Annotated in this window: 24 protein-coding genes and 1 pseudogene; 6 read left to right on the plus strand and 19 right to left on the minus strand. The window is 53.5% G+C overall.

Annotated elements, in window-relative coordinates; genetic code table 11:
- From PN477_RS13085 to PN477_RS13095, 3 genes and pseudogenes are all read left to right on the plus strand, one after another.
- Positions 1-121: pseudogene (locus PN477_RS13085) on the plus strand (IS630-like element ISAtsp7 family transposase); the annotation flags it as partial.
- Between the two features lie 160 nt (positions 122-281).
- On the plus strand, positions 282-689 hold the full coding sequence (locus PN477_RS13090) for a hypothetical protein (RefSeq protein WP_272119696.1): 408 nt from the start codon (positions 282-284) through the stop codon (positions 687-689).
- Positions 677-1,903 (plus strand): hypothetical protein, encoded by a 1,227-nt coding sequence (locus tag PN477_RS13095; protein ID WP_272119697.1) that lies wholly within the window; start codon positions 677-679, stop codon positions 1,901-1,903. Before PN477_RS13090 ends, PN477_RS13095 begins: the two co-directional genes overlap by 13 nt.
- A gap of 39 nt (positions 1,904-1,942) precedes the next feature.
- Here PN477_RS13095 and PN477_RS13100 read toward each other — a convergent pair whose 3' ends face one another.
- The 13 genes from PN477_RS13100 to PN477_RS13160 all read right to left on the minus strand — a co-directional run bounded on the left by PN477_RS13100 (position 1,943) and on the right by PN477_RS13160 (position 13,390).
- Positions 1,943-4,387 carry a phospholipid carrier-dependent glycosyltransferase gene (locus tag PN477_RS13100; protein WP_272119698.1) on the minus strand — a complete coding sequence of 815 codons (2,445 nt, stop codon included), beginning with the start codon at positions 4,385-4,387 and terminating at the stop codon, positions 1,943-1,945.
- A 59-nt stretch (positions 4,388-4,446) separates the two neighbouring features.
- On the minus strand, positions 4,447-4,911 hold the full coding sequence (locus tag PN477_RS13105; protein WP_272147331.1) for a GNAT family N-acetyltransferase: 465 nt from the start codon (positions 4,909-4,911) through the stop codon (positions 4,447-4,449).
- A gap of 7 nt (positions 4,912-4,918) precedes the next feature.
- Positions 4,919-5,239 carry a 2Fe-2S iron-sulfur cluster-binding protein gene (locus tag PN477_RS13110; RefSeq protein WP_272119700.1) on the minus strand — a complete coding sequence of 107 codons (321 nt, stop codon included), beginning with the start codon at positions 5,237-5,239 and terminating at the stop codon, positions 4,919-4,921.
- Between the two features lie 146 nt (positions 5,240-5,385).
- Positions 5,386-5,859, minus strand: coding sequence for a phosphate-starvation-inducible PsiE family protein (locus tag PN477_RS13115; RefSeq protein WP_272119701.1), 474 nt, complete (start codon positions 5,857-5,859; stop codon positions 5,386-5,388).
- A 113-nt stretch (positions 5,860-5,972) separates the two neighbouring features.
- On the minus strand, positions 5,973-6,917 hold the full coding sequence (locus PN477_RS13120; RefSeq protein WP_272119702.1) for a F0F1 ATP synthase subunit gamma: 945 nt from the start codon (positions 6,915-6,917) through the stop codon (positions 5,973-5,975).
- A gap of 78 nt (positions 6,918-6,995) precedes the next feature.
- Positions 6,996-8,513: a F0F1 ATP synthase subunit alpha gene (gene atpA, locus PN477_RS13125; protein ID WP_272119703.1), complete on the minus strand. Its 1,518-nt coding sequence runs from the start codon at positions 8,511-8,513 to the stop codon at positions 6,996-6,998.
- A 141-nt stretch (positions 8,514-8,654) separates the two neighbouring features.
- Entirely contained in the window at positions 8,655-9,203 is a 549-nt protein-coding gene (gene atpH, locus PN477_RS13130) for an ATP synthase F1 subunit delta (RefSeq protein ID WP_272119704.1), read from the minus strand.
- Complete coding sequence (locus PN477_RS13135; protein ID WP_272119705.1) at positions 9,200-9,727, minus strand: F0F1 ATP synthase subunit B; 528 nt, start codon at positions 9,725-9,727, stop codon at positions 9,200-9,202. Before PN477_RS13135 ends, atpH begins: the two co-directional genes overlap by 4 nt.
- A 43-nt stretch (positions 9,728-9,770) precedes the next feature.
- Positions 9,771-10,250 carry a F0F1 ATP synthase subunit B' gene (locus PN477_RS13140; protein ID WP_272119706.1) on the minus strand — a complete coding sequence of 160 codons (480 nt, stop codon included), beginning with the start codon at positions 10,248-10,250 and terminating at the stop codon, positions 9,771-9,773.
- A 74-nt stretch (positions 10,251-10,324) separates the two neighbouring features.
- Positions 10,325-10,570 carry an ATP synthase F0 subunit C gene (atpE, locus tag PN477_RS13145; protein ID WP_072622346.1) on the minus strand — a complete coding sequence of 82 codons (246 nt, stop codon included), beginning with the start codon at positions 10,568-10,570 and terminating at the stop codon, positions 10,325-10,327.
- A 100-nt stretch (positions 10,571-10,670) separates the two neighbouring features.
- Positions 10,671-11,426, minus strand: coding sequence for a F0F1 ATP synthase subunit A (atpB, locus tag PN477_RS13150; RefSeq protein WP_272119707.1), 756 nt, complete (start codon positions 11,424-11,426; stop codon positions 10,671-10,673).
- Positions 11,427-11,495: 69 nt separating this feature from the next.
- Positions 11,496-11,942, minus strand: coding sequence for an ATP synthase subunit I (locus tag PN477_RS13155; RefSeq protein WP_272119708.1), 447 nt, complete (start codon positions 11,940-11,942; stop codon positions 11,496-11,498).
- Positions 11,943-12,217: 275 nt separating this feature from the next.
- Complete coding sequence (locus PN477_RS13160) at positions 12,218-13,390, minus strand: class I SAM-dependent methyltransferase (RefSeq protein ID WP_272119709.1); 1,173 nt, start codon at positions 13,388-13,390, stop codon at positions 12,218-12,220.
- Positions 13,391-13,591: 201 nt separating this feature from the next.
- Between PN477_RS13160 and PN477_RS13165 the strand changes: the two genes are divergently transcribed.
- From PN477_RS13165 to PN477_RS13175, 3 genes are all read left to right on the plus strand, one after another.
- Positions 13,592-14,128, plus strand: coding sequence for a Dps family protein (locus PN477_RS13165; protein WP_272119710.1), 537 nt, complete (start codon positions 13,592-13,594; stop codon positions 14,126-14,128).
- A 44-nt stretch (positions 14,129-14,172) separates the two neighbouring features.
- Positions 14,173-14,943, plus strand: a complete 771-nt coding sequence (locus tag PN477_RS13170; RefSeq protein WP_272119711.1) for a ChaB family protein — start codon at positions 14,173-14,175, stop codon at positions 14,941-14,943.
- A gap of 292 nt (positions 14,944-15,235) precedes the next feature.
- Positions 15,236-15,685 (plus strand): nitrate reductase associated protein, encoded by a 450-nt coding sequence (locus PN477_RS13175; protein WP_272119712.1) that lies wholly within the window; start codon positions 15,236-15,238, stop codon positions 15,683-15,685.
- Here PN477_RS13175 and xth read toward each other — a convergent pair.
- The 6 genes from xth to urtA form a co-directional block, all read right to left on the minus strand.
- A complete protein-coding gene (gene xth / locus PN477_RS13180; RefSeq protein ID WP_272119713.1) occupies positions 15,682-16,470 on the minus strand; it encodes an exodeoxyribonuclease III in 789 nt (262 codons plus the stop codon). The two genes, PN477_RS13175 and xth, sit on opposite strands and share 4 nt — an antisense overlap.
- Positions 16,471-16,573: 103 nt before the next feature.
- Positions 16,574-17,329, minus strand: a complete 756-nt coding sequence (gene urtE / locus PN477_RS13185) for an urea ABC transporter ATP-binding subunit UrtE (RefSeq protein ID WP_272119714.1) — start codon at positions 17,327-17,329, stop codon at positions 16,574-16,576.
- A gap of 63 nt (positions 17,330-17,392) precedes the next feature.
- Positions 17,393-18,547: an urea ABC transporter ATP-binding protein UrtD gene (gene urtD / locus PN477_RS13190; RefSeq protein WP_272119715.1), complete on the minus strand. Its 1,155-nt coding sequence runs from the start codon at positions 18,545-18,547 to the stop codon at positions 17,393-17,395.
- Positions 18,548-18,660: 113 nt separating this feature from the next.
- Positions 18,661-19,806: an urea ABC transporter permease subunit UrtC gene (gene urtC, locus PN477_RS13195; RefSeq protein WP_417158813.1), complete on the minus strand. Its 1,146-nt coding sequence runs from the start codon at positions 19,804-19,806 to the stop codon at positions 18,661-18,663.
- A 212-nt stretch (positions 19,807-20,018) separates the two neighbouring features.
- Positions 20,019-20,999 carry an urea ABC transporter permease subunit UrtB gene (gene urtB / locus PN477_RS13200; protein ID WP_417158814.1) on the minus strand — a complete coding sequence of 327 codons (981 nt, stop codon included), beginning with the start codon at positions 20,997-20,999 and terminating at the stop codon, positions 20,019-20,021.
- A 165-nt stretch (positions 21,000-21,164) separates the two neighbouring features.
- Positions 21,165-22,493 (minus strand): urea ABC transporter substrate-binding protein, encoded by a 1,329-nt coding sequence (urtA, locus tag PN477_RS13205; RefSeq protein WP_272119718.1) that lies wholly within the window; start codon positions 22,491-22,493, stop codon positions 21,165-21,167.
- Positions 22,494-22,527 lie beyond the last annotated feature (34 nt).

Raw genomic sequence — 22,527 nt, forward strand, 5'->3', positions numbered from 1 at the left:
AGTGCGGAAGTTTAAGACGGAGACTCCAGAAGGATTAGCAGGATTGATAGAATTAGCAGTGAAGCTTGTAGATACAAAGTGTTTGAACAACTGGTTTACCAAATGCTGTTACTGTGCCTAGTGATCGAGGGAAAGGCTGTACTCACCGAAGATGAACATTTTCAGCATGTTGGTCTGGGTTTCCAATTAGAACCCCAACTTTAAAAGAGATCATGTTTGATCTAAGGTAACGATTTTGATTCATGACTACCTGATTAACCCATTCAATAAGCAAGAGAATCATGTCTAAAGATACAATTGTTGTCACTGCTTTTTTGGCTGCTTTAGTGACCACTCCCCCTGATGAAGGCCTGCCGACAATTACCGCCGAAATCATTACCAATCCCAATCATTTCTTCAAAACAATCAAAAAAGAAACCGGACATCTTTCGTTTTGGGAACGATTTAATAATTTCCACGATCAACTGCATCATGGATACACCGGCAAAGACCGGGCTAAAATTCTGCGCTCTACCGTGTCCTCGGAAGAGTCGGACGAAGCAGCAGGGATGGAAATAACGAATGTCACCCTATCGGCTGAGGAAATTATCAGTAGTCCAGAACCGATTCAGATCGCCCGTGAATCCTATGTAGAATCGGGGTTAGATCCCCTGAGTTGGTCTGTGGGGCTTACAGGATGGCAACCTTAATTTATCCCCATCTATTCTGTTTTAGCTACCACCGTCACCCAGTCAAACAACCCCAAGGCCATCCCACCTGGCAACAATGGCAAGCAGATCATGCTGCTTGTCAAGTTTCGGGTCGTCAAGAGTACAAAACTCAGGATTGGGAAGCCATTTATGAAGAGAAAAATTTAGCGAATACAAAAAATAAAAATCCAGGGGATACAACAGGCTTACTCCTCTATGAGTCTGTACCAGAGTCCCAAAAATTTCAACCTCTAGCGGTAGAAGTTTTGAGAACGCTTAAAGAAAACCTTGCAAGTCTTGAAAGTTCTATTGGTCAAACTTGGTTAATTCTCACCCAATGGCAACCCGAAACACCCCAAGAATCTGAAAATGAAGTTCTCCAATCCATTCTCAAGCTTTGGAGTCCGACAAGCAAAATCGAAACAGGTGTATTGCTCGGTACTTCTTTTTATTCAACTTCTTTAAAAGAGGGTGAAAATCTTTTAGTTTTCTTGGCTCAAAATGAAGAGAAAATGAGCCTAATCCTTGATTTTCGTTATGAACTGCAACGACTGTTTTATCATGAGCATAAAATTCACTGGAGTTATTATCAGGGGCAAACAATCAAGCAGGACTTGATTAACGATGGTTTCTTTCCTTCTCCCGAAGAGATTATTCCTAAAACTCTCATTAATTTCAAAGAGTCTCAATCTATCCGAGGCAATTTTCACGAGTTGCGCAAAATCCTCTATGGCAACATGGAAAAACTTGAACGCCATACGTTTAGTGTCGAAGGATTGTCTATACAACTGCGAACGTTAAAAACTAACTTAAAAGCCTATCATAAACGCTTCAACCGGATTCAAAATCTCTGCAAAGACTATCCTTTTCTTTCTAAGTTAGAACTTTGGTCAGATTTTGCTGCCAAGCAAGCGATCTTTTATCAAGACCAAATTGAACAGGATATTGAAAGTTTAAGCCCCGGTTTACGGGTGCGTGATCAACAGATTAGAACCCTGCAAGTGATTGTCCAAGCAGCAGAGGGGGAGCGCGATCGCGCCATTGAAAACACGATCGCAGCGGCCGGGATTGGAATTGGAACCGCGTCAGCGGCGGCGGGGTCTTGGGCGGGAACAACGCGCCCCTTGCATACCTTTGCGTTGAGTACGGTGATTGGGGTGGTGTTGGGGGTTGCGGTTTATCTGGGGTTGAAGGCAATTCGCGATCGCCGTTAGGTCACACATCGCCGCTAGGTCACGAATTGCCATGAAGGGTTAGAGGATCGGGCGTAATTCGCGCCACGCTTTGAATAGATTGCCCTGCATGAGGGCGGCGATACCATCGAGGGTTTGAAAATCGGGATTCGTGGGGTCATCTTTGCGAGCGAGGGCGATCGCAGCGGCGGCGCGGCGGGGTTGCCAGAGGTAGAGATGGACGAAGGCGACGTAGGCGTGATGGATCGGGGTGGCGGGGGCGATTTTGGCCAGGTGTTGCATTATGGTGAGGGTGGTTTGAGCGTCTTCCTGGAGACCGGCGGCGAGGGCGAGGCTGTAGAGGGAGGCGCGATCGTTGGCGTTTTGTTGGAGGCGGTAGCGGCTGGCGGCTTCGGCTTGGGCGAGATAGTCCTGGATCGGGTCGTATTGGTTGATCCGGCCAATCTGTTGAAAAATCGGCTCTAGGCCGGGGCGGCCTTGGGGTAAACCTTGGGCGAGTTGGCGCAGTTGGGTGACGTAGTCCAGTTCCGGGGCAGGTTGGGGGTCGGCGGCGGGGTCGAGGCGGATCGTGGTGCTGGGGGGGGTGAGGATTTCGGCTTTGGCGGTGGTGCGATCGAGGAGGGTAACGGCGATCGCATAGTCACCCGCTGGCAGATCGGCGGGGGGTAACATGGCGAGATTTTCCACGACCCGAAACCCAGCATCGGGGGCGATGGGTGCGGCGGTGTGGAGATTGCCTAAGCCAATGCCGTGATCGTGCGTCCAGGTCTCACCCGTGGCGGCGATCCAGGTGATGACCGCGACGCTATTGTGCAGTTGCGCCCAAGGGCCTGTCCATTCGTAGGTGATCGGGACGGGTTGACCGGGGGGAGCGCTGGCAGGAACGTTAACCCGTTGCAAGATCACATGTTGCCGTTGGCGGTCTTGGTTGATCACACGCACGGGGGGATTGCGGCGATGGTGGAGGGTGATCACGGTTTGATCAGCAGTCGTCCATTGGCCTTCGGGTTTAAAGCGGGGATCGGCGGCGATCGCATCCCCCAACGCCACATGATTCGGGGGGGCGGCTTCGTTCTGTTGAGTTTGGGTGATGAACCAGAGGTGCGATCGCGCATCCTGCTGCAAATGATCCTCACTGCCGCCCAACTCCCGGCCATAGACCTGGAAGTGCTCCCGATTGCCGTAAAAGTTGAACGTGTTGTGGTTCAATGCCGGGGTACTGGGAACCACCGCCACCGTTGAGCGCAGATAGGGAGCCGTTTCTACAACTTCATCGACGATCGCCGTTAACGGGATCGACGGTTGGGCATGAAACGGCTTGGTGATCAGGTCTGGCACTTGGCGCGTCACCTCACCCAGTTGCGGAATCGGATAAAGACTACTCACCATCAAAAACGCCGCCGCCCCCACCGTCAGCCAACGCACCCCCACCAACCAGCGCCGCCACTGGGTCAACCCCTGGGCCAAAATCACCGCCAACACCGGCAGATAGGGCATCACAAACCGCGAATCCTTATTAAAAATGGCAGAACAGACCAAATACGCCCCGCCCCAATAGAGCAGCAACCACGCCATGCTCTGCCGTTCCCGTTGGGCTGCTGCATCGGATCGCTGTCCCGTGGTGAACAGCCAAACCAGCAGCCCCACCGCTGGCACGATTAACAAGACCCACGATGCGGCATGGGGCAGTTGGCGGGCGTAGTAGCTCCAGGCCGCCCAGGTGTTGAGGGGGGGATCGCCTTCGAGGGAGGCGGGGATGGCGTTGGCGTTTTGGGCGGTACTGAAGAGATAGATCCAGTTGGTGCGATACCACGGCCCCCAGATCGGCAGGGAGATCACTGCGCTGAGGATTAATTGGCCCAAACGCCCCCACTGTCTGCGCCACAGACTCCGCCCTGTCACCCAGAGCAGCGGCATGATCAGAAAAAACATCACATTCTGCTTGGTCATCAGGGCGAACCCCAGGCTAATGCCGAAAATGACGGCCCAACGCCATTGTTGCGATCGCGTCTCCTCCCCCCACCAGATTGTCAAAGCCGTAAACGCGAGCACCGTTAACGTCGTCACCCCTGTATCCAAGAGATAATCCAAACGGTAAAAATACAGCGTCGGCATCAGCACCGTGATCCCCGCTGCCCACAGTCCCACCGTGCCATCAAACAGCCGCCGCCCCAGGTGATAGACCGCAATCAACAGCAAAGCCAGATACACCAAATTCACCGCCGCCGCTGCATCCAACCCCACCCCAAACACCTGCTGAAACGGAGCCGCCAGGGTATAGGTGAGGGGCGGATATTTATGGGAGAGTCGCCAAAAGTTGAGCCACCAATCGCCATCGGTGAGTTGAACCGTTTGGAGGGCGTTGAGGTGGTTGAGGGAGCCGGTGAGGTGGTGGCTCATGTCCCAGGCGGGAATCGTGCGATCGAAGGCTAACCAGAGGCGATCGTGAATCGTAATGAGGAGCCAGATAATGCCGAGAATTTTTAAATCTTTGGCGTGGGACATGGGGAGATTTAACAGGGGTTCGACCCCTGAGCCTAACACCTTGCGGCGGTCTCAACAATTCATCCTGATGTGATTTTGTGGGGGATCGGCTCAAGGACTTTGCTCATTTTGATGTGGGGAATCCCGGCTTCTAAAAATTCTGTGCCGTTAATCGTGAAGCCAAGGCGTTGATACAGTCCCTGAATGTAGGCTTGGGCGTTGAGGGTGATCGCTTGGTAGGCGTGGGTTTGGGCGTAGTCGAGGGCGGCTTGGGTGAGGGCGGTGGCGATGCCCTGGCCGCGGGCTTCAGGGAGGACGGCGAGGCGTTCGAGTTTGAGGGTGGTTTCGTTCAGGGGGCGGAGTCGGAGAGTCGCCACGGGCTGACCTCGCCAGTGAGCGAGGAAATGGGTGGCGATCGCATCCTGGCCATCAAATTCCAATTCTGCCGGAACCCCCTGCTCGTCCTGAAACACACGGGTGCGAATCTGGGTTAGGGTTGGCTCGGCTGCTGCGTAGGGGACGATCGCCACGGTGAGGTCAGGCATGGAAGGCTTAGGACGGTTGGCCAAATTGGCGATCGTAGAGTTCATCCTCTTTGCCGGCTTCTACGGTGACATCCGATCGAGGATAGGCGGTGCAGAGCAACACATAGCCTTCTGCTTGCAACTCGGAGGAAACGCCCATCGCGTCGGGCTGTTCCACCGTGCCGCTCACCACTTTGGCGGCGCAGGTGGTGCAAACCCCCGCGAGACAGGAGGAGGGCAGTTCGATGCCGCTATCGAGGGCGACTTGGAGGATGGTTTGGTCTGCGGGGACTTGAACCGTGCTCGTTGCGCCGTTGTGGTTAATCGTGACAGTGTAGGTTGTGGACATTGTAATGCGTGGAATTACGAAATGGTGTAGATGTTGTGGCGGTTGAGTCTGGTCGGCGATCGCCATAACGTGGCAATCATAGCAAGTTGCGCGGGGCTTCTGAAAGACGATGGAGCCAAATCTGACGCGGGGCGGTGATGGTGGGCCTATTTTGAGGCTTGGTTACGGCTGGGAATGGAGATAAAAAAGTAACTGAGGGACAGAAGCAGGACAGTGACCCCGATCGCCATCAGGTCATCGGAGGACGATTTCTCAAGGTCAAAAATAATCACTTTACGAGCGATCGCAATAATCGCCGTCACAATCACCAATTCCAATTGGATCACATGGTTCTTTAAATATGCCGTGATATTATCGAGCAATTCGAGGGCAATTAAAACATTCAAAAAGAGGCCAAAGGCATCAAATAAGCGTGTTTTCAAGGGATCAGACGAGTGAATGAACCATTCTTGCACTAAAAAGACAGAAATATCATACAGGGCAAAAAAGATCAGCCCAATCATAAAAATTGACAGGATTTTTGAAACCAAACTTTCCATGAATTTCAACATCACCAGAAATTCATTATTATTGCGAGCGAGTTTACCAATCCAGCGAAAAAAGTGACGAATTGATCGCATCTCCTGTGACCTAACGAAAAAATAGTGGCATCTTAGAATTACCACGATTAAGCATAAATAAAACGCCTGATCGAGGTCAGGCGTTACAACTCTTTTCAACTCAAAATTTAGTTTTAAAGGGCATTTGCACCCGCAACCACTTCGAGCAGTTCTTGGGTAATGGCAGCTTGCCGGGCTTTGTTGTAGGACAAGGTTAAGGTTTTGACCAACTCGCTGGCGTTGTCGCTGGCATTGTTCATCGCCGTCATCCGGGAGGCCAATTCACTGGCGGCGGATTCTTGTAACCCCCGCAGCAGTTGGTTGTTGAGGTACAGGGGTAACAGGGCATCCAAGATTTGGGTGGGATCTTGTTCAAAGATCATGTCACGGGGGTAATCGTGGGATTGCCCTGAAACCGGTTCCCGCTCAATGTCAAAGTGACCCGCTTTGGAGGTGAGATGAAAGATTTCATCATCGCTGCTTTCGAGTCCTTGGGGGGACAAGGGCAAGAGGGTTTGAATCACAGGGCGAGAATTGATCAAGGACACAAATTTGGTGTAGATCAATTCAACACGATCCACAGTTTCGGAGAGAAACAGGGAGAGCAAGTAATCAGCAATGCGGGATGCTTCGTCGGCGGTGGGGATTTGCTCAAGCCCAATGTAGGTTTGGGCAATGGGGGCTTTGCGCCGTTCGTAATATTGAGCAGCTTTGCGACCGACGAGGATCAGTTTGTACTCGTAGCCGTCGGCTTTGAGTTCGGTGATCCGGGCTTCGGCTTGTTTGATGATGTTGGCGTTGTAGCCGCCGCAGAGACCGCGATCGCCAGAAACGACTAACAATCCCACAGTTTTCACCTCCCGTTGTTTGAGGAGGGGTAGGTCTACATCTTCAAATTTGAGCCGACTTTGGAGGTTGTAAAGGACTTCTGCTAAACAGTTGGCAAAGGGGCGGGTGGCGTTGACCTGTTCTTGGGCGCGGCGGACTTTGGCGGCGGCCACTAGGCGCATCGCTTCGGTGATTTTGCGGGTATTTTTCACCGAGTCGATGCGATCGCGAATTAATTTTAGGTTAGGCATTTCGTTTTAAGATCCAGACATCGAAAAATAACCACAATCAGGGACAAACCGCAGCGGTGTCCCTGATCGCTTAATCCCTTAGGCCGAAACCATGAAGGTTTGCTTGTACTCATTGATCGCGTCTTTGAGCATCGCTTCGGTGGCATCACTGAGTTTTTTCTCAGCCTTCACCGTATTCATGAATTCGGTTTTGCTCGTTTTCAGATACTCACGGAAACCGAGGGCAAAGTCAGCCACCTGATCGGCGGGCAACTCATCGAGATAGCCGTTAATCCCGGCATACACCAGCGCCACTTGTTCCGTGACGGACAGGGGAGAGTATTGGGGTTGCTTGAGCATTTCCCGCAACCGTTGACCCCGTTGCAGTTGGGCTTGGGTGGCTTCGTCGAGGTCGGAGGCGAATTGCGCAAAGGCTTCAAGTTCCGCGAACTGGGCGAGTTCGAGCTTCAGTTTACCGGCTACTTGCTTCATCGCTTTGATTTGCGCCGCCGATCCCACCCGTGACACGGAGATCCCCGCGTTGATCGCCGGGCGGAAGCCGGAGTTAAACAGGTCAGAGGACAAGAAGATCTGACCGTCGGTGATCGAAATCACGTTGGTGGGAATGTAGGCGGACACGTCACCGGCTTGGGTTTCGATGATCGGCAGGGCCGTCATGCTACCGCCGCCGAGTTCGTCGCTCAGTTTTGCAGCCCGTTCGAGGAGACGGGAGTGGAGATAGAACACGTCACCGGGATAGGCTTCACGACCGGGCGGACGACGGAGCAGCAGCGACATTTGGCGGTAGGCTTGGGCTTGCTTGGAGAGATCGTCATAGATCACCAAGGTGGCTTTGCCGTTGTACATGAAGTATTCAGCGATCGCAGCCCCGGTATAAGGAGCCAAGTATTGCAGGGTTGCCGGGTCACTGGCGTTGGCTGCCACCACCACGGTGTAGTCCATCGCGCCCCGTTCTTGCAGTTCGCCCACCACTTGGGCAACGGTGGAGGCCTTTTGACCCACCGCCACATAGACGCAGATCACATCTTCGCCTTTTTGGTTGAGGATCGTATCCACCGCCACAGCGGTTTTCCCGGTTTGACGGTCACCGATGATCAACTCCCGTTGACCGCGACCGACGGGAATCATCGCGTCAATGGCGGTGATTCCGGTTTGCATCGGTTCATGGACGGAACGGCGTTCAATAATGCCCGGTGCGCCGGATTCAATCAGGCGGCTTTCGGTGCTGGCAATATCGCCTTTGCCGTCGATCGGTTGAGCGAGAGCATCGACGACGCGGCCCACCATCGCTTCCCCAACCGGGATTTGAGCGATTTTGCCGGTGGACTTGACGGTGCTGCCTTCTTGAATACCGAAGCCGTTCCCCATCAACACCACCCCGACGTTGTCTTCTTCGAGGTTGAGGGCGATGCCGACGGTTCCGTCTTCAAATTCGACGAGTTCCCCCGCCATAACACTTTCTAGCCCGTAAATCAGGGCGATGCCATCTCCGACTTGGAGCACGGTTCCCACATTGGAAACTTGGACATCTTGGTCATAGGATTCAATTTGTTGACGAATAATGTTACTAATTTCGTCAGGTCTGATACTAACCATAGGGTTCACTCTTGTAAATCTTGGTTTGTCGTGGCTTTGTTCTGGCATCTGTTGCGATCGCAACATCCCCCAGGGTGCTGATCCGAGTCGCCTCGGATCGAAGGAGTGTGTCGGGCTAGGCCCAACCCCACCCGTTAACGATTAGACATTGAGTTGCATGCCGATGCGTCGCAGTTGACCCCGTAAACTGGCATCAAAAACCTGAGACCCAACCCGCACAATCAACCCCCCTAAAACACTGGCATCAACGGCGATCTTCAGTTCAACGCTTTCGGCGCTGATTAACTGACGCACCTTGTCTTCAATGGCATGGCGTTGATCGTCGTTCGGCTCTTGAGCAATCGTCACTTCTGCAAGTACCGTTTTGTTCAAGACGCGCAAAATGGTGAGGTATTGCTCAATCACCGCCGGTAAAAATGCAATGCGACGGCGATCCACCAGCAGCATCAAAAAGTTGAGCAAGTCGCGATCGCAATCTCCCAAAATCTGACGCAGGACATTTTTTTTGTCATCGTCATCAATCACAGGGTTGGTGATGAAGTCTTGCAGTTCCGGTGACTCCTCTAAGAGCTGACCCAAACTGCGAAATTCATCCCCAATGTAACCGGTGATGTCGCGGGATTGGGATAGAGACATTAACGCCTGGGCATAGGGTTCAGCAATTTCACTACTGACTAAGCTTCCCGTCATGACTGTCCTCCGATTTGAGCAATACAGCGATCCACCAGCCGGGTTTGGACGGATTGATCTTGGAGGCGATCTTGGAGTTGTGCTTCTGCCTTTTGCAGGGCGATCGCACTAATCCGTTGGCGCAGTTCTGCGATCGCACGATCTTGCTCAGAACTGAGATCCGCCGCCGCCGCTGCCTTGATTTTCTCAACATCGGCAGCCCCTTTCGAGAGCACCTCTTGTTTCGCCCGTTCTGCCGTTACTTGCGCTTCGGTGCGAATCCGTTCGGCTTCGGCTTGAGCTTGGGCGAGCTTCTGTTGGGCATCCGCTAACGTCGCCGATGCCTGCGCAGCCCGCTGCTCCGCTTCGGTAATCGCAGTTTCAATTCCGGCCCGCCGTTCCCCCAGCATGGAGCCGAGGAACGAACGACCAAAATAAATTAAAACCCCGATAATAATGATGAGGTTGAGTAAATTCGTTTCGAGAATATCAAAATTCAACCCAATACCCCCTTCTGAGGAGGCTAGGTATAAGCAAATTCCCATGATCTATGATCTGTTATTGACCTTATCTTGACGCGCTGGGTGATTACACCAATTCTGGCCCGAGGAGTTTTTCGAGAATCTGACGAGTCAGGGCATCGACCTCTCCTTCTAAGGATTGGAACGCTTGGGCCTTTTGCGCTTCAATTTCTTGAGCCGCAGCTTCCCGTTCGCGTTGCACCTGTTGCTGGGCTGCTTGAATCTGGGAAGTCACGATTTTTTGAGCGTCTGCCTGGGCCGCCGAGACCACCGCTTGGGTTTCTCGTCGCACCGTAACAAGCTCTTGCTCATACTGTTTAGCGAGGGCGTTTGTCTTTTCGAGCCGTTCTTTGGCGGCCTGTTGGGTTTGCCGGATATATTCGGCGCGATCGTCGATCGCTTTCCCAATCGGCTTGTAGAACAGCACGTTCAGCAAAACGACCAGCACCAAAAACTGTACGGCCATTAACGGCAAGGTCGCATCAAAATCGAACAGCCCTCCGGCTTCTTCAGCCGCTTCCGCCAGCAAAATTGTCCACTGTATCATTGCTATGTTCTCTTGCTGAATAGATTGAAACGGGCTAGGGGAGAAGCGATCGCCACCCCCCTAGAATCTCCCGACTACGAGAAGGGGTTCGCAAAGAGGAGCACCAAAGCAACCACCAAACCGTAGATGGTGAGCGCTTCCATAAATGCCAAACTCAGCAGCAAGGTGCCTCGGATTTTACCTTCAGCTTCCGGCTGACGCGCAATCCCTTCCACGGCTTGACCAGCAGCATTACCTTGACCAATCCCAGGGCCAATTGCAGCTAAACCCACAGCTAAGGCAGCAGCAATAACGGACGCAGCAGCAACTAAACTATCCATGATTTTCTTTTCCTTTGTCTAATTGAAACACTGACAAAAACAATTACCCACAATAACCGCCGGGTCAGCGGGGACTCAAACAGGAACCGAGATCGCCCGATTAATCGTGCTCCTCGCCACCGTGACCTTCCATTGCTTCACCAATATAGGCTGCCGCTAATGTTGCGAAGATCAACGCTTGGATTGCACTCGTAAATAACCCCAAGGCCATCACGGGCAGGGGAATAAATAACGGCACAAGTAACACCAGTACCGCAACCACCAATTCATCCGCCAGAATATTTCCGAAAAGACGGAAGCTGAGGGAGAGGGGCTTGGTAAAGTCTTCGAGGATATTAATCGGAAGTAAAATCGGGGTAGGTTCAATATACTTGGTTAAGTACCCCAACCCTCGTTTCTTAAATCCCGCGTAAAAATAGGCCAACGAGGTGAGCAGCGCGAGAGCAACCGTCGTATTGATGTCGTTGGTTGGCGCAGCCAATTCACCAGCCGGGAGGTGGACCAATTTCCATGGCACCAGTGCGCCCGACCAGTTGGACACAAAAATGAACAAGAACAGCGTGCCCACAAAGGGAACCCAGGGACGATACTCTTTCTCGCCAATTTGATTTTTCACCAAATCCCGCAAGAATTCGAGCGCGTATTCCATGAGGTTCTGTACCCCACTCGGTACCCTTTGGATGCTACGAGTGGCTGCGAGTGATGCCAACACCAGCACCGCAATGACAAACCAAGAGACCATAAACACTTGGCCATGAACCTTGAGGTTGCCGATCTGCCAGTAGAAGTGTTGACCCACTTCGAGTTCAGCTAAAGGGAAGAAGGAGAGACCCTTCAAACCAGTGAGAATTTCCATTGGGCGTTAAGTTCCCCAACTTTTTAAGGACAAGCTAGGTATCAATCCCAAGTCCAGCGTGGGCATTATTTATGATGACGATACAGGACGTAACGTAGACTGCACGACATAAATAATGATGGCGGCCTTATAGGTGATGAATCCTAGAAATATAGGCACAATATGTAACGTTTGCCATTGGGTGGCGATCACGATTAGTCCAATGAATGGAGCTAGTCGATTTGAGCCGAGGCGCTTTTTCTGAACCCCGATTCGTTCCACATCTCGCGCCAACATGCCTAGATAAACCACACCCACGCAGGCTCCAATCAAGTAATTGAGAGCTATATTGAGGGAGTAGGTGATCCAGACGGAAATGAAAACCACAGCAGTGATGCCGAGGGTGACCCAAAGAAGGGTTTGTTTCAACTGGTAGTAGTCCTGCATGGCAGCACTGCTATCAGCGATCGCTGGATCGGCAGGGGAAGGCGCAGTGTCAGACTCAGGGACTGAATTGGCGTTAGGCTCATTCACCATTAGGCTTTGTCATAGTCATACAAATGCTATCCGTTGCTGACAGCGATTAACGACCCACCGCGTATTTGACTACTAGGGGGTGATGTTGAACCAGTGACTGTTAGGCAATGAATGGCAATTTGTCTGTGCCGATTGAACATGATGGCTCGTATGTTCCGAGCCAAGTGAAATCTTATCACGGTGCGGGATCAATTCTTAAAAATTTGTGTATGGGGGAAGGGGGTTGTGTTTGGGGGTTGAGGCGCGATCGCACACTCTCGATTGTCGCCGTCAATTCACCCCAAAACTAAGAGACGTTGTCGCCACAGTTGCCGCACGGTGGTCAAGTCGAGGGGGAGGGATGCCACCAGTTGGCCGACGGTTTTTTCCCCGTCGCAGGCTTCGAGGGCGGCGAATTCAGCATCGCTGAGTTGGATCAGTTCGTAGTCATCATTGAACAGGCTGCGACTGGGCCAGCCGTGGAGACAGGGATGGCGGCGGGGCACGGCGGCGAGGAGTTCGCCATCGTCGGCCCAATCGGTGGGGGTGAAGGGGGGACGGGCGAGGAAGAATTCGTAGTGGGTGATGGCTTTGGGGTCGAGGAGCTCGATCAGGCGGTAGCGATCGCGCTCCACCAACGCCTGCCCCCGCGCCATCAAGTCGGAGGATGGGCCCAAAAGCCGCTCTAATTGCCAAAACTGCGGGTTAGAAAAGCCGACGAATTCCAGCCCCGACGCATCGATTAATTCAAACAGGCTTTGGATCGTGTAGTCCACTTCCTGGGGATGCACGTACATGTCGGCGAAACATTCATCGCGGCGATTTTCCCCCGACCAGCGTTCGTTTTCCCGTTGGACGAGGGGGTTCTGTTCCGGGAGGGTGGCAAAAATATCGCGCCCCACGGCCACGCCATCGGTGTAGTCGCCGCGCTTGTTGCCTTGGAGGAGGGCGATCGCTTCTTGCATTAGTTGAATTTCCCACCGTCCCAAGGCCGCATAGACAAAAATATGCATCAAGCCACCGGGGGCGAGCTTTTGGGCGATGGATTGAATTCCGGCGATCGGGTCGGGTAAATGGTGCAACACTCCGACGCAGTTAATTAGGTCGAATTCCCCCGGTAGTTTGAGCGCGGCTTCTTCGAGGGGCATCTGGCGAAAGGTGACGCGATCGGCCCCAGAACGCCGACATCGTTCCCGCGCTACGGCCAACGCCCCTGCACTGAGATCGATGGCCGTCACCTGAGCGTGAGGATTGAGATGGACGAGGTAGTCTGTGCCGTTGCCCGTGCCGCATCCCGCATCCAAAATCTGAATATCCTCCCGCGCCGGACTGCGCCCCGTGCAAAAACTATGGGCCGCCACCCAAGTCCAGCGCCAGTTATAGCCGGGGGGCGGGGCATCGGAGAGGGGATCGGGGGGAAAGGGGTAGGTATTGTAGAGCTTGGCGACGGCGGCCTGAATGTCGGACATGGCGAGTCAACGGATAACACGAGTGATGAGTGTGCCTATTATCCCACTCTCTTCAGCCTGAGGGAGAAAAAGGCAGCATTCTGTCCAAAGGCCTTCCTTTTGATAGACCTGGAATCTTTCTTGATCCCTCAATCTAGAGATGTCAAGGCGGGGGGGATTTCGGTGTAATGGTAAGTGAAGTCAACGAGGTACACATTGTTTATGCGTACGATCAATATCGGTTTAACCGACAACCAACGACAGGGCGTAGTGAGTTTACTCAACGCCAACTTAGCGGACTTCTACCTGTTGTCAATCAAAACGCGGAAATACCACTGGGATGTGGTGGGCCCGCAGTTCCGCACGCTCCATGAGATTTGGAACGAGCAATATGAAGCGATCGCGGCCAACATTGATGCGATCGCCGAACGAACCCGCGCCCTAGGGGGTTATCCCATCGGGACGGCGGCCAACTTCTTGCAACTCACCACCCTCCGGGAACATCCGGGTGACTTACCCAGCGCCTCAGAAATGGTGTCCCGCCTGGTGTTAGACCATGAGCAAATCATTCGGAATTTGCGATCGCACATTACCCAGTGCAGCGAAAAATTCAACGACGAAGGCACTGCCGATTTCCTCACGGGCCTGATGGAAGCTCATGAAGAGATGGCCTGGATGCTGCGATCGTTCATCGACGGTGAACCCGTTTCCCCCGATTCTGCCATGCAGCCCCACGGTGTAGCCACGCTCAAAGTGTAATGGCCCCCTCTCCTCACCTGCACCATTCAATAATAGGAGGCCCGATGACATACACAGCAGAACGAACGATCACCGCAATTTTCACCACCGAAGCACAGGTCAGAACCGCCGTTGACCGCCTCATCGATCGCGGCGTAGACCGCGAACACCTCTCCGTGATGGGACGTAATTTCCAGTCGGAAACCCGGATTTCAGGGTTTATCACGAAAAAAGATGTGATCTTAGGTGGACTCCGCACGGGGGCTGTGTTTGGGTCGCTGTTCGGCAGTATCCTCAGTCTCTTTACGGGTATCGGCGTTCTCTTCATCCCCTTTGTGGGTTCTGTGGTGGCGGCTGGGCCGATTAGCTCGATTCTCTTAGGGGCGGCTACGGGTGCGATCGCCGGTGGAGCCGGAGCCGGTTTAGTCTCATTCCTCACCACATTAGGCATGCCGAAAGACAAAGCCGCCCTCTATCAAACTCGCCTGCAAGCCGGTGAATACGTCCTCATGGCCGAAGTCCCGGCGGCGAAATCCGGTGAATATCAACTCTTGATGGAAAGTGTAGGCGGCGACGAAATCCACATTGCCGAGCAAGCCCTACCCCGTCCCTGTCCCGGACGCTGTGAGTCTCCCGAAGACTTATCCCCGGAAATTCGGACGCACCTGTCCGAGGACGCGCAACAGGTTTTCATCAAGACCTACAACCAGCAGCTTGACGCGACCGGCCGCGAAATCGAAGCCGAACAAGCCGCATGGCAAACAATCCATGACCAGTTTGAGGAAGACGATGCGGGCCGCTGGACAACTCGCAAGCGTGAAGCCGTCACCGCTTAACGCTTGACGTGATTCCCTTTGGGGGGAACCTTGGTCAAAGGAGATGGCGACATCCGCAAAACCCTAGAGGTCGAAGTTGAAGGTAAACCCGCCGTCATTGCGAAATCGACCTTAGCCGTTGAATAACACGACCCAAACGCCCCTCACGGGGGGTGTTTTTCAGCGGAGGTTAGCCGCCCTCAGCCGCCGCTCTCATCCCAACCGATCCCCCATCGTTTCCACGGCATCTAGCGAGTGCAATACTTTTAGAGACGAGGAAACATTGAGAGATCACGACGCGAAAGGGGATGCCATGACATTTTTTCAATTTGAGCAGGATTTTGTCGAATCCTTGCGCTGTATTCCGATGCGAGTGCGGATGAAGCTGGATACCTGTGGGGTGAAGTTAAAGCTGGATCACTGGCATCGCTTCAGTTTAGACGAACGCCAAACACTGGTTGATCAACCTTGCACAACGGACAGCGAAGCCACGCTCTACCGTGACCAGTTACAAGCCATGGTGATCGCGCATATGGGCAAACCCGCCTCAGAATTAGACATTCCCAGCAATCCCCCCTGGTTAAACGCGGGCGAGATTCCCCCGGCGGTGACGGAACAGGCGGCCAAGGTGGGGTTAACGATTACCCTTGAGCAATGGCAATCACTGCAACCGGATCAACGGTTTGCCTTAATTAAACTCAGTCGGCCCAGTCATGAAAACCGCAATTTTCAACCGGCCATGATGGAGCTTGGCTTGGCTTAATTGCGCAGGTCAACGATGACGGGGGTGTGATCGCTGGGTTTTTCGCGGCGGCGGGGTTCAATGTCGATGGTGCAGGCTTGGGCGCGATCGCACAAACCAGCCGTCAAATAAATATGGTCAATGCGCCAGCCGCGATTATTCGCAAATCCCCCCCGCCGATAGTCCCACCAACTGTAATGGCCACCGTCCGGGGTAAACTGCCGGAAAATATCGGTGAATCCTAAACTCAGCACCGAGGCCAGGGCTTCCCGCTCTGGGGGTGAGGCCATGATGTGCTTGTCTTTGCCATCGGGTTTATAAATGTCGCGGTCATCGGGAGCCACATTAAAATCGCCACAAACGCAAAGATCCGGCACTGCGGAGCCTTGCAATTGGGCGAGATAGGTTTTTAACAGGGCAAACCAACGCAGTTTGTAGTCGTATTTTTCACTGGCGATCGCTGACCCATTAGGCACATACAAATTCACCACCCGCACCCCCCCAATCACCGCCGTAATCACCCGCTTCTGCTCATCGAGATCCGTCTCTTCCCCCAACACTGCACCAAATCCCGCGCTAATTTCCGTCATGGGGTGACGGCTCAAAATTGCCACGCCGTTGTAGGACTTTTGCCCCGAAATTGCCAATTGATAGCCGATCGCCTCAAAGGGTTCGCGGGGAAAATCCAGGTCTACCACTTTCGTCTCTTGCAAACAGAGCACATCGACGGGATTCGCCGCCAGCCAATCGAGGACAATGGCTTGACGGCTGCGGATTGAGTTGACATTCCACGTTGCGATTTTCATTCGATTTCTCGGCACATTGGGTCTTCGATTGTCCCATATTTTTACCGTGCCTCGTTCTGCACCCTGAGCCTGTTGAAGGGCAGCACATCCCACCAGACACCTGCTACACCGCCAGGAATTTTTGAATCACTTCTTGGCTGAGGTCTTGGGTATCGCCCGATGCGACAATGCCGCCTTTTTGCATGGCGTAGTAGCGATCGGCTTGGCGGACGAAATGGAGGTGTTGTTCCACGAGGAGAACGGAAATGCCGGTATTGGCGATGATGCCCTTCACAGCGGCTTCGATTTCGAGAATGATTGACGGCTGAATCCCTTCGGTGGGTTCATCTAAAACGAGGAGTTGCGGTTTCCCCATCAGGGCGCGGGCGATCGCTAACTGCTGCTGTTGCCCCCCACTCAAATCGCCCCCCATCCGATGCAACATCGTCCGCAACACCGGAAACAATTCAAAAATTTCGTCCGGGATCTCGTTGCGCTTGGTAATCCCTTTCGGTCGCGCTTCGAGTCCTAACAGCAAATTTTCCCGCACCGTTACCCGTGGAATCACTTCCCGACCCTGGGGCACATACCCAATCCCCATCCGCGCCCGCTGATCCGGCGACTTTTTAACAATATCCTGCTCAAACAACTGCAACGAACCGCTGCGGGGTTTGAGCAACCCCATAATTGTTTTTAATAAGGTGGTTTTACCCACACCGTTCCGCCCAATTAAGCAGACCATTTCCCCGGTGCGAATACTCATATCTACATTGCGTAAAATATGACTTTCACCATAGAAAACATTCAACCCCGAAACATTTAAAATCGGGCGACTCGGACGGTTCGTGTCAGCTTTTTTTTCTAAGGTGGGATTCGTCATAGGATTAGAGGTGAGATGGTTAGAATGGGATCAATGTTGGATTGGCAGGCGATCAAGGGTTGGTTAGGTGACGTTGAGATAGTCGTCTAATGTGCCGTTGGTCATGCCGAGGTTGATGGCTTCTTCGGTTTGACTCACCACCCCATCGGGCAGATTGAGCAGCTCTAACAATTTTTGATAGACCACACTTTCTTGCTCATTAATTGTGTTGGCGCGGATGATTTCATAGCAGAGTTTTAAGACCTGTTCTTTTTCCTGTTCAGTTTCTAATTGCGGGATCAGGCTTTCTAACGAAGTTTCTTTACTGAGGTAGTTTTGCAGTTCTTGGCGGAGGTCGTCTTGTTGGGTGGGGTCGGGGGCGAATTTCCGGCTTAATCGGGTCAAGATAACTTGTAATTGTTCAGGGGCAAAATACCCATCGGCCCAGGCCATGGCGGCGGCAATCCGTAAAATGCGCAGTTGCGATGGGCTAATCGTGGGGGCTTGGCCGAGATAGACTTCAATGACGCGGGGATCGTCTTGAATTTCGTCCATGGAGCCTTCGCACAGTACCGAGCCTTGATGTAAGACGGTGACTTGGCGGGCAATTTGGCGGACGAATTCCATGTCATGCTCGATGACGATGATCGAATGACTTTGGGCGAGGGAGATTAATAAATCACCGACGCGCTCGGTTTCTTCGTCGGTGAGGCCGGCGACGGGTTCATCAACGAGGAGGAGTTCGGGGGATTGGGCGACGAGCATCCCGATTTCGAGGCGTTGTTTTTCGCCGTGGGACAGGAGATTGGCGGGGAGGTCGGCTTTACTGGCGAGGCTGACGGTTTCAAGGAGTTGGATGACGGTGGCGCGATCGCGCTTTTCCGGTTTCTTAAACAGGGTTGCCAGCACATTTTTATTGCGGTTACAGGCCAGGTCTAAATTCTCCCGCACCGTCAAGTTGAGATAAACGCGGGGAGTTTGGAACTTGCGACCCACCCCCAAGCGGGAAATCGTATGTTCTGGCAACTTGCGCAGGTCGCGCCCCTTAAAGCGCACGGAGCCGGAGGTGGGTTGTACTTTGCCGGTGATGATGTCGAGAAAGGTGGTTTTTCCCGCACCATTGGGGCCAATAATCACCCGCAACTCACCGGGTTGCATCGCAAAGGTGAGGTTGTTGAGGGCTTTAAACCCGTCGAAGCTGACGGTGAGATGATCAATTTCCAGAATTGGTTGCGGCATAACAGGACGGGGGAGAAACGTCAGGAAGGCGAGATCAAAAGCATCAAGGTCGTCGGGCGATCGTCGTCATTACAGAGAGGGTGCAGCGGGTCGAATGCCCCCCGAACCCGGCTTCACGGTCTTGAGCGATCCTCATCAACGGAATCACTGAGCGACTCAACGGGTTGAGGGGGATGGTCGGGCGGGGGAGTGGTGTGGAACTGCTCCCGTTCTTTTTGAAGGTCGGGGTCGTTGTCGAGGCTGGGATAGGTGAGCGCGGGCGGGGCAAAACCCAGGCGGCCGCGAATCTTCGGCCACAGGGTCTCATTAAACAGCCCAACAATGCCATTGGGGAGCACGGTGACCACGAGCAAGAAGAGAAACCCTTGGAAAAAGAGCCACACTTCCGGAAATTGGGTGCTGAGGGTGGTGCGGGCATATTGGACGAGGAGCGTCCCCAACACGGCACCGACGAGGGTGGCACGACCGCCGACGGCGACCCAGATCACCATTTCAATGGAAAAGGCGACTTCCATGGCGCTGGGGGTGATGATGCCGGATTGGACGGTGTAGAGCGCACCGGCCACGCCGGCGATGCCACCGGAGACGGCAAAGACGAGGACTTTAAACCAGGTGGGGTCGTAGCCGGAGAAGCGCACCCGGTTTTCATCGTCCCGGATGGCGACGAGGAGCCGCCCAAAGCGACCACTGGTGAGCCAGCGACAGAGGAGATAGATCGCGATCGCCGCCAGCACCGTGTATTGATAAAACGTCCATTGCATCCGGGGCGAACTGACCACCTGGCCAAACAGTTCGGTGGTGTCGGTTTTCAGGCCGTTGGTGCCGTTGATCAGTTTTTGTTGTCCGGTGAAAAAGTTATAGAAAACGAGGAGCGCGGCTTGGGTGAGGATGGAAAAATACACCCCTTTAATCCGGTTGCGGAACACCACAAACCCAAGGATCGCCGCAACGATCGCAGGCACAATGATCACCAGCAGCACCGTGATCGGCAGGGAATAGTAGGGATACCAAAAGAAGGGGAGTTTCTGCACGCCGTAGAGGCTGAAAAAGTCGGGAATCTGGCCCTCCGGGAGTTGGAGGCTGAGGTGCATTGCTAAGCCATACCCCCCCAGGGCAAAGAAAATACCATGGCCCAAACTGAGCAGGCCGGTGTAGCCCCAAATCAGGTCAATCCCAAGGGCGACGATCGCCAGGGACAAAAATCGTCCCAACAATTTAAGCTGAAACGCGGACAACAGAGACGGCAACACCCCCATCATCCCGATCGCTAACACAATCAAGGTGATGCCTTCAATGATGAAGCGTTGCCTTGCGATCGCTTGTTTCGGATTCCTTTGATTCACACCATTCACCGTCATAATTTTCTGTGCGGACGTTGTTGAACGATCAAGAGAGGCAGCAGTATCGAGGCTGAAACCCCAGGATGCAGCGTCAAGGCATCGGCTGTAGCCCATCGCCCCCAAGAGTCGGGCTATAACTCGGCGGTGCGTCCCTTCTGGGGAAAAATACCCGCCGGTTTAATCTGTAAAAACCCAATAATCAAGGCAAACACCATCACTTTCGCCATACTCGATGAGGCGAAAAATTCAAAAAAGGCCACCACCGGTTGCATCGAATCCATGGGGCTGAGGAGCACGGCAAAGGTTCCAGACCCGATTAAATAGGTGACAATCCCAATCACCATCGCGGAGACAATCGAGCCGAAGAGATTCCCCACCCCGCCCACGACCACCACCATAAACGTATCAATGATGTAGTTTTGGCCGGTATTGGGCCCGACGGAACCGAGCAGGGTAATCGCACAACCGGCAATCCCCGCTAAACCGGAGCCGATCGCAAAGGTCAGCGCATCCACCGTCGCCGTGGGAATGCCTAGACAGGCGCTCATCTCACGGTTTTGGGTGACGGAACGAATCCGCAGCCCCCAACTGGACGCATTCAGGAAAAAATACACCCCCACAACGCAAGCGATCGTCAAGACAATGATGAACATCCGCGCATAGGGCAGTTGAATCGGAATGTTCCCCGTGGGAATTTGCAACCCGCCCCGCAACCAAGCCGGAGCCGTCACATCCACGTTCCGGGCACTGATGGTGGTGCGCACCAACTGCCGCAGGATCAAACTCACGCCCCAGGTGGCTAAGAGGGTTTCGAGGGGTCGCCCGTAGAGAAAGCGGATCACGCCCCGTTCCAAGATCAGCCCGACGAGGGCCGCGACCAGAAAGGCGGCGGGAATGGCCGCGATCGTATAGACCTGTGCCCAGGGATCACCCAAGGCATTAAATATATTTTGGACAAAAAAGGTCGTGTAAGCACCGAGCATCATTAACTCACCGTGGGCGAGGTTAATGACCCCCATCAAGCCAAAGACGATCGCCAATCCTAACGCCGAAATCAGCAACACCGAACCAATACTGATGCCGTTAAATGCACCAATCAAAAGCTGGACAATAAAATCAACCATAAGGGCACAGTAAAACTAAGAGTTGGCGTGAATGGACTCATTCACACCCTGAGCACAGATCAGGACTGAGGCTGGACAGATCAACGGGCGATGATCGATCCCGATCGCTGTTGAGACAGGCAAACGATCAGGATAGTGATCATCTAGCGATCGCTAAGCTTCCACTTTGTACTTGCCACCTTTTTCCGGATCACTCCAGTCACAGGCAAAGCCCTTCGTTTCCGGCACATACTGGTTCCACGGCTGGGGATCAACGGGGCCATCGGTGGAGAAGACAATGTCAAACAGGCCTTCTTCGTTGACTTCACCAATCCGCACCGTTTTAGAAATGTGGTGGTTAGCGTTCATCGTCACCAGCCCTTCCGGCGCGTCGAAGGTTTGGCCGATGGCTGCGGCGCGTACGGCTTCCAGATCCGTCGTCCCCGCTTCTTCCACGGCTTGCTTCCAGAGGTACACCATGATGTAGGCGGCTTCCATCGGATCATTGGTGACGCGATCGTCACCGTATTCCGCTTTGAAATCAGCGACCCACTTTTCGTTTTCCGGGGTGTCCACGGTTTGGAAGTAGTTCCACGCCGCGTAATGACCGACGAGGAATTCCGGGCCAATTTGGCGCACTTCTTCTTCGGCAACACTAACGGACATGACGGGGTATTTATCCGGGGTTAAGCCCGCCCCTTGCATTTGTTTGAAGAATGCCACGTTGCTGTCACCGTTGAGGGTGTTGAAAATTACGCCGCCATCGGGTAGGGCTTGTTGAATCTTGGTGATGATCGGGGTGACTTCGGTGTTACCCAAGGGGAGGTAGTCTTCCCCGACGGTTTCGCCGCCGTTGGCTTTGAGTTGTTCTTTGATCACCGTGTTGGCGGTGCGGGGGAACACGTAGTCAGAGCCAACGAGGAAGAATTGCTTACCTTTGTTTTCGAGGAGCCAATCCACAGCGGGTTCAATTTGCTGGTTAGGGGCAGCCCCGGTGTAGAAGATGTTTTTCGAGCATTCTTGACCTTCGTATTGAACGGGATACCAAAGCATGTGGTCTTTGGATTCAAACACATCCAAGACGGCTTTACGGCTGGCGGAAGTCCAACAGCCAAAGACGACAGCAACTTCGTCTTGGTCGATGAGTTTACCGGCTTTTTCGGCGAAGGTGGGCCAATCGGATTCGCCGTCTTCGATCACGGCTTCGATTTGCTTGCCGAGGACACCCCCGGCGGCGTTGATTTCTTTGATGGCGAGTTGTTCGGCATCGACGACGGTGGTTTCACTGATGGCCATCGTGCCACTCAAGGAGTGCAAAATCCCAACTTTGATGGTGTCGCCGCTGTCACCGCTACCGCTGCTAGCGGTTTCATCGCCACCCTCTTCTGTGGTGGTTTCAGTGTCTTCTGGCGGCGCACCGCAGGCTTTCAGCAGAATACTTGTGCCTAGGGCGGCGGTTCCGTAGAGCAGAAATTTCCGTCGCCCGATGTTTGGTTGTACCATGTTCCGTTCGTTGCCTCACGTTCTTTAAAAATTA

Origin of the sequence: Spirulina subsalsa CS-330 (genome assembly GCF_028330765.1) — a bacterium.
Classification (GTDB): Bacteria; Cyanobacteriota; Cyanobacteriia; order Cyanobacteriales; family Spirulinaceae; genus Spirulina; species Spirulina subsalsa_A.

What these genes read in the sequence shown, in the direction of transcription:
- PN477_RS13170 (WP_272119711.1), top strand. Translation starts at nt 14,173, where the DNA reads ATGACATACACAGCAGAACGAACGATCACCGCAATTTTCACCACCGAA.
- atpA (WP_272119703.1), bottom strand. Translation starts at nt 8,513, where the DNA reads ATGGTTAGTATCAGACCTGACGAAATTAGTAACATTATTCGTCAACAA.
- PN477_RS13155 (WP_272119708.1), bottom strand. Translation starts at nt 11,942, where the DNA reads ATGGTGAATGAGCCTAACGCCAATTCAGTCCCTGAGTCTGACACTGCG.
- PN477_RS13100 (WP_272119698.1), bottom strand. Translation starts at nt 4,387, where the DNA reads ATGTCCCACGCCAAAGATTTAAAAATTCTCGGCATTATCTGGCTCCTC.
- urtE (WP_272119714.1), bottom strand. Translation starts at nt 17,329, where the DNA reads ATGACGAATCCCACCTTAGAAAAAAAAGCTGACACGAACCGTCCGAGT.
- atpB (WP_272119707.1), bottom strand. Translation starts at nt 11,426, where the DNA reads ATGGAAATTCTCACTGGTTTGAAGGGTCTCTCCTTCTTCCCTTTAGCT.
- PN477_RS13115 (WP_272119701.1), bottom strand. Translation starts at nt 5,859, where the DNA reads ATGCGATCAATTCGTCACTTTTTTCGCTGGATTGGTAAACTCGCTCGC.
- xth (WP_272119713.1), bottom strand. Translation starts at nt 16,470, where the DNA reads ATGAAAATCGCAACGTGGAATGTCAACTCAATCCGCAGCCGTCAAGCC.
- urtD (WP_272119715.1), bottom strand. Translation starts at nt 18,547, where the DNA reads ATGCCGCAACCAATTCTGGAAATTGATCATCTCACCGTCAGCTTCGAC.
- PN477_RS13140 (WP_272119706.1), bottom strand. Translation starts at nt 10,250, where the DNA reads ATGATACAGTGGACAATTTTGCTGGCGGAAGCGGCTGAAGAAGCCGGA.
- atpE (WP_072622346.1), bottom strand. Translation starts at nt 10,570, where the DNA reads ATGGATAGTTTAGTTGCTGCTGCGTCCGTTATTGCTGCTGCCTTAGCT.
- atpH (WP_272119704.1), bottom strand. Translation starts at nt 9,203, where the DNA reads ATGACGGGAAGCTTAGTCAGTAGTGAAATTGCTGAACCCTATGCCCAG.
- PN477_RS13090 (WP_272119696.1), top strand. Translation starts at nt 282, where the DNA reads ATGTCTAAAGATACAATTGTTGTCACTGCTTTTTTGGCTGCTTTAGTG.
- PN477_RS13110 (WP_272119700.1), bottom strand. Translation starts at nt 5,239, where the DNA reads ATGTCCACAACCTACACTGTCACGATTAACCACAACGGCGCAACGAGC.
- PN477_RS13160 (WP_272119709.1), bottom strand. Translation starts at nt 13,390, where the DNA reads ATGTCCGACATTCAGGCCGCCGTCGCCAAGCTCTACAATACCTACCCC.
- PN477_RS13105 (WP_272147331.1), bottom strand. Translation starts at nt 4,911, where the DNA reads ATGCCTGACCTCACCGTGGCGATCGTCCCCTACGCAGCAGCCGAGCCA.
- PN477_RS13175 (WP_272119712.1), top strand. Translation starts at nt 15,236, where the DNA reads ATGACATTTTTTCAATTTGAGCAGGATTTTGTCGAATCCTTGCGCTGT.
- urtC (WP_417158813.1), bottom strand. Translation starts at nt 19,806, where the DNA reads ATGATGGGGGTGTTGCCGTCTCTGTTGTCCGCGTTTCAGCTTAAATTG.
- urtA (WP_272119718.1), bottom strand. Translation starts at nt 22,493, where the DNA reads ATGGTACAACCAAACATCGGGCGACGGAAATTTCTGCTCTACGGAACC.
- PN477_RS13135 (WP_272119705.1), bottom strand. Translation starts at nt 9,727, where the DNA reads ATGGGAATTTGCTTATACCTAGCCTCCTCAGAAGGGGGTATTGGGTTG.
- PN477_RS13165 (WP_272119710.1), top strand. Translation starts at nt 13,592, where the DNA reads ATGCGTACGATCAATATCGGTTTAACCGACAACCAACGACAGGGCGTA.
- PN477_RS13095 (WP_272119697.1), top strand. Translation starts at nt 677, where the DNA reads ATGGCAACCTTAATTTATCCCCATCTATTCTGTTTTAGCTACCACCGT.
- PN477_RS13120 (WP_272119702.1), bottom strand. Translation starts at nt 6,917, where the DNA reads ATGCCTAACCTAAAATTAATTCGCGATCGCATCGACTCGGTGAAAAAT.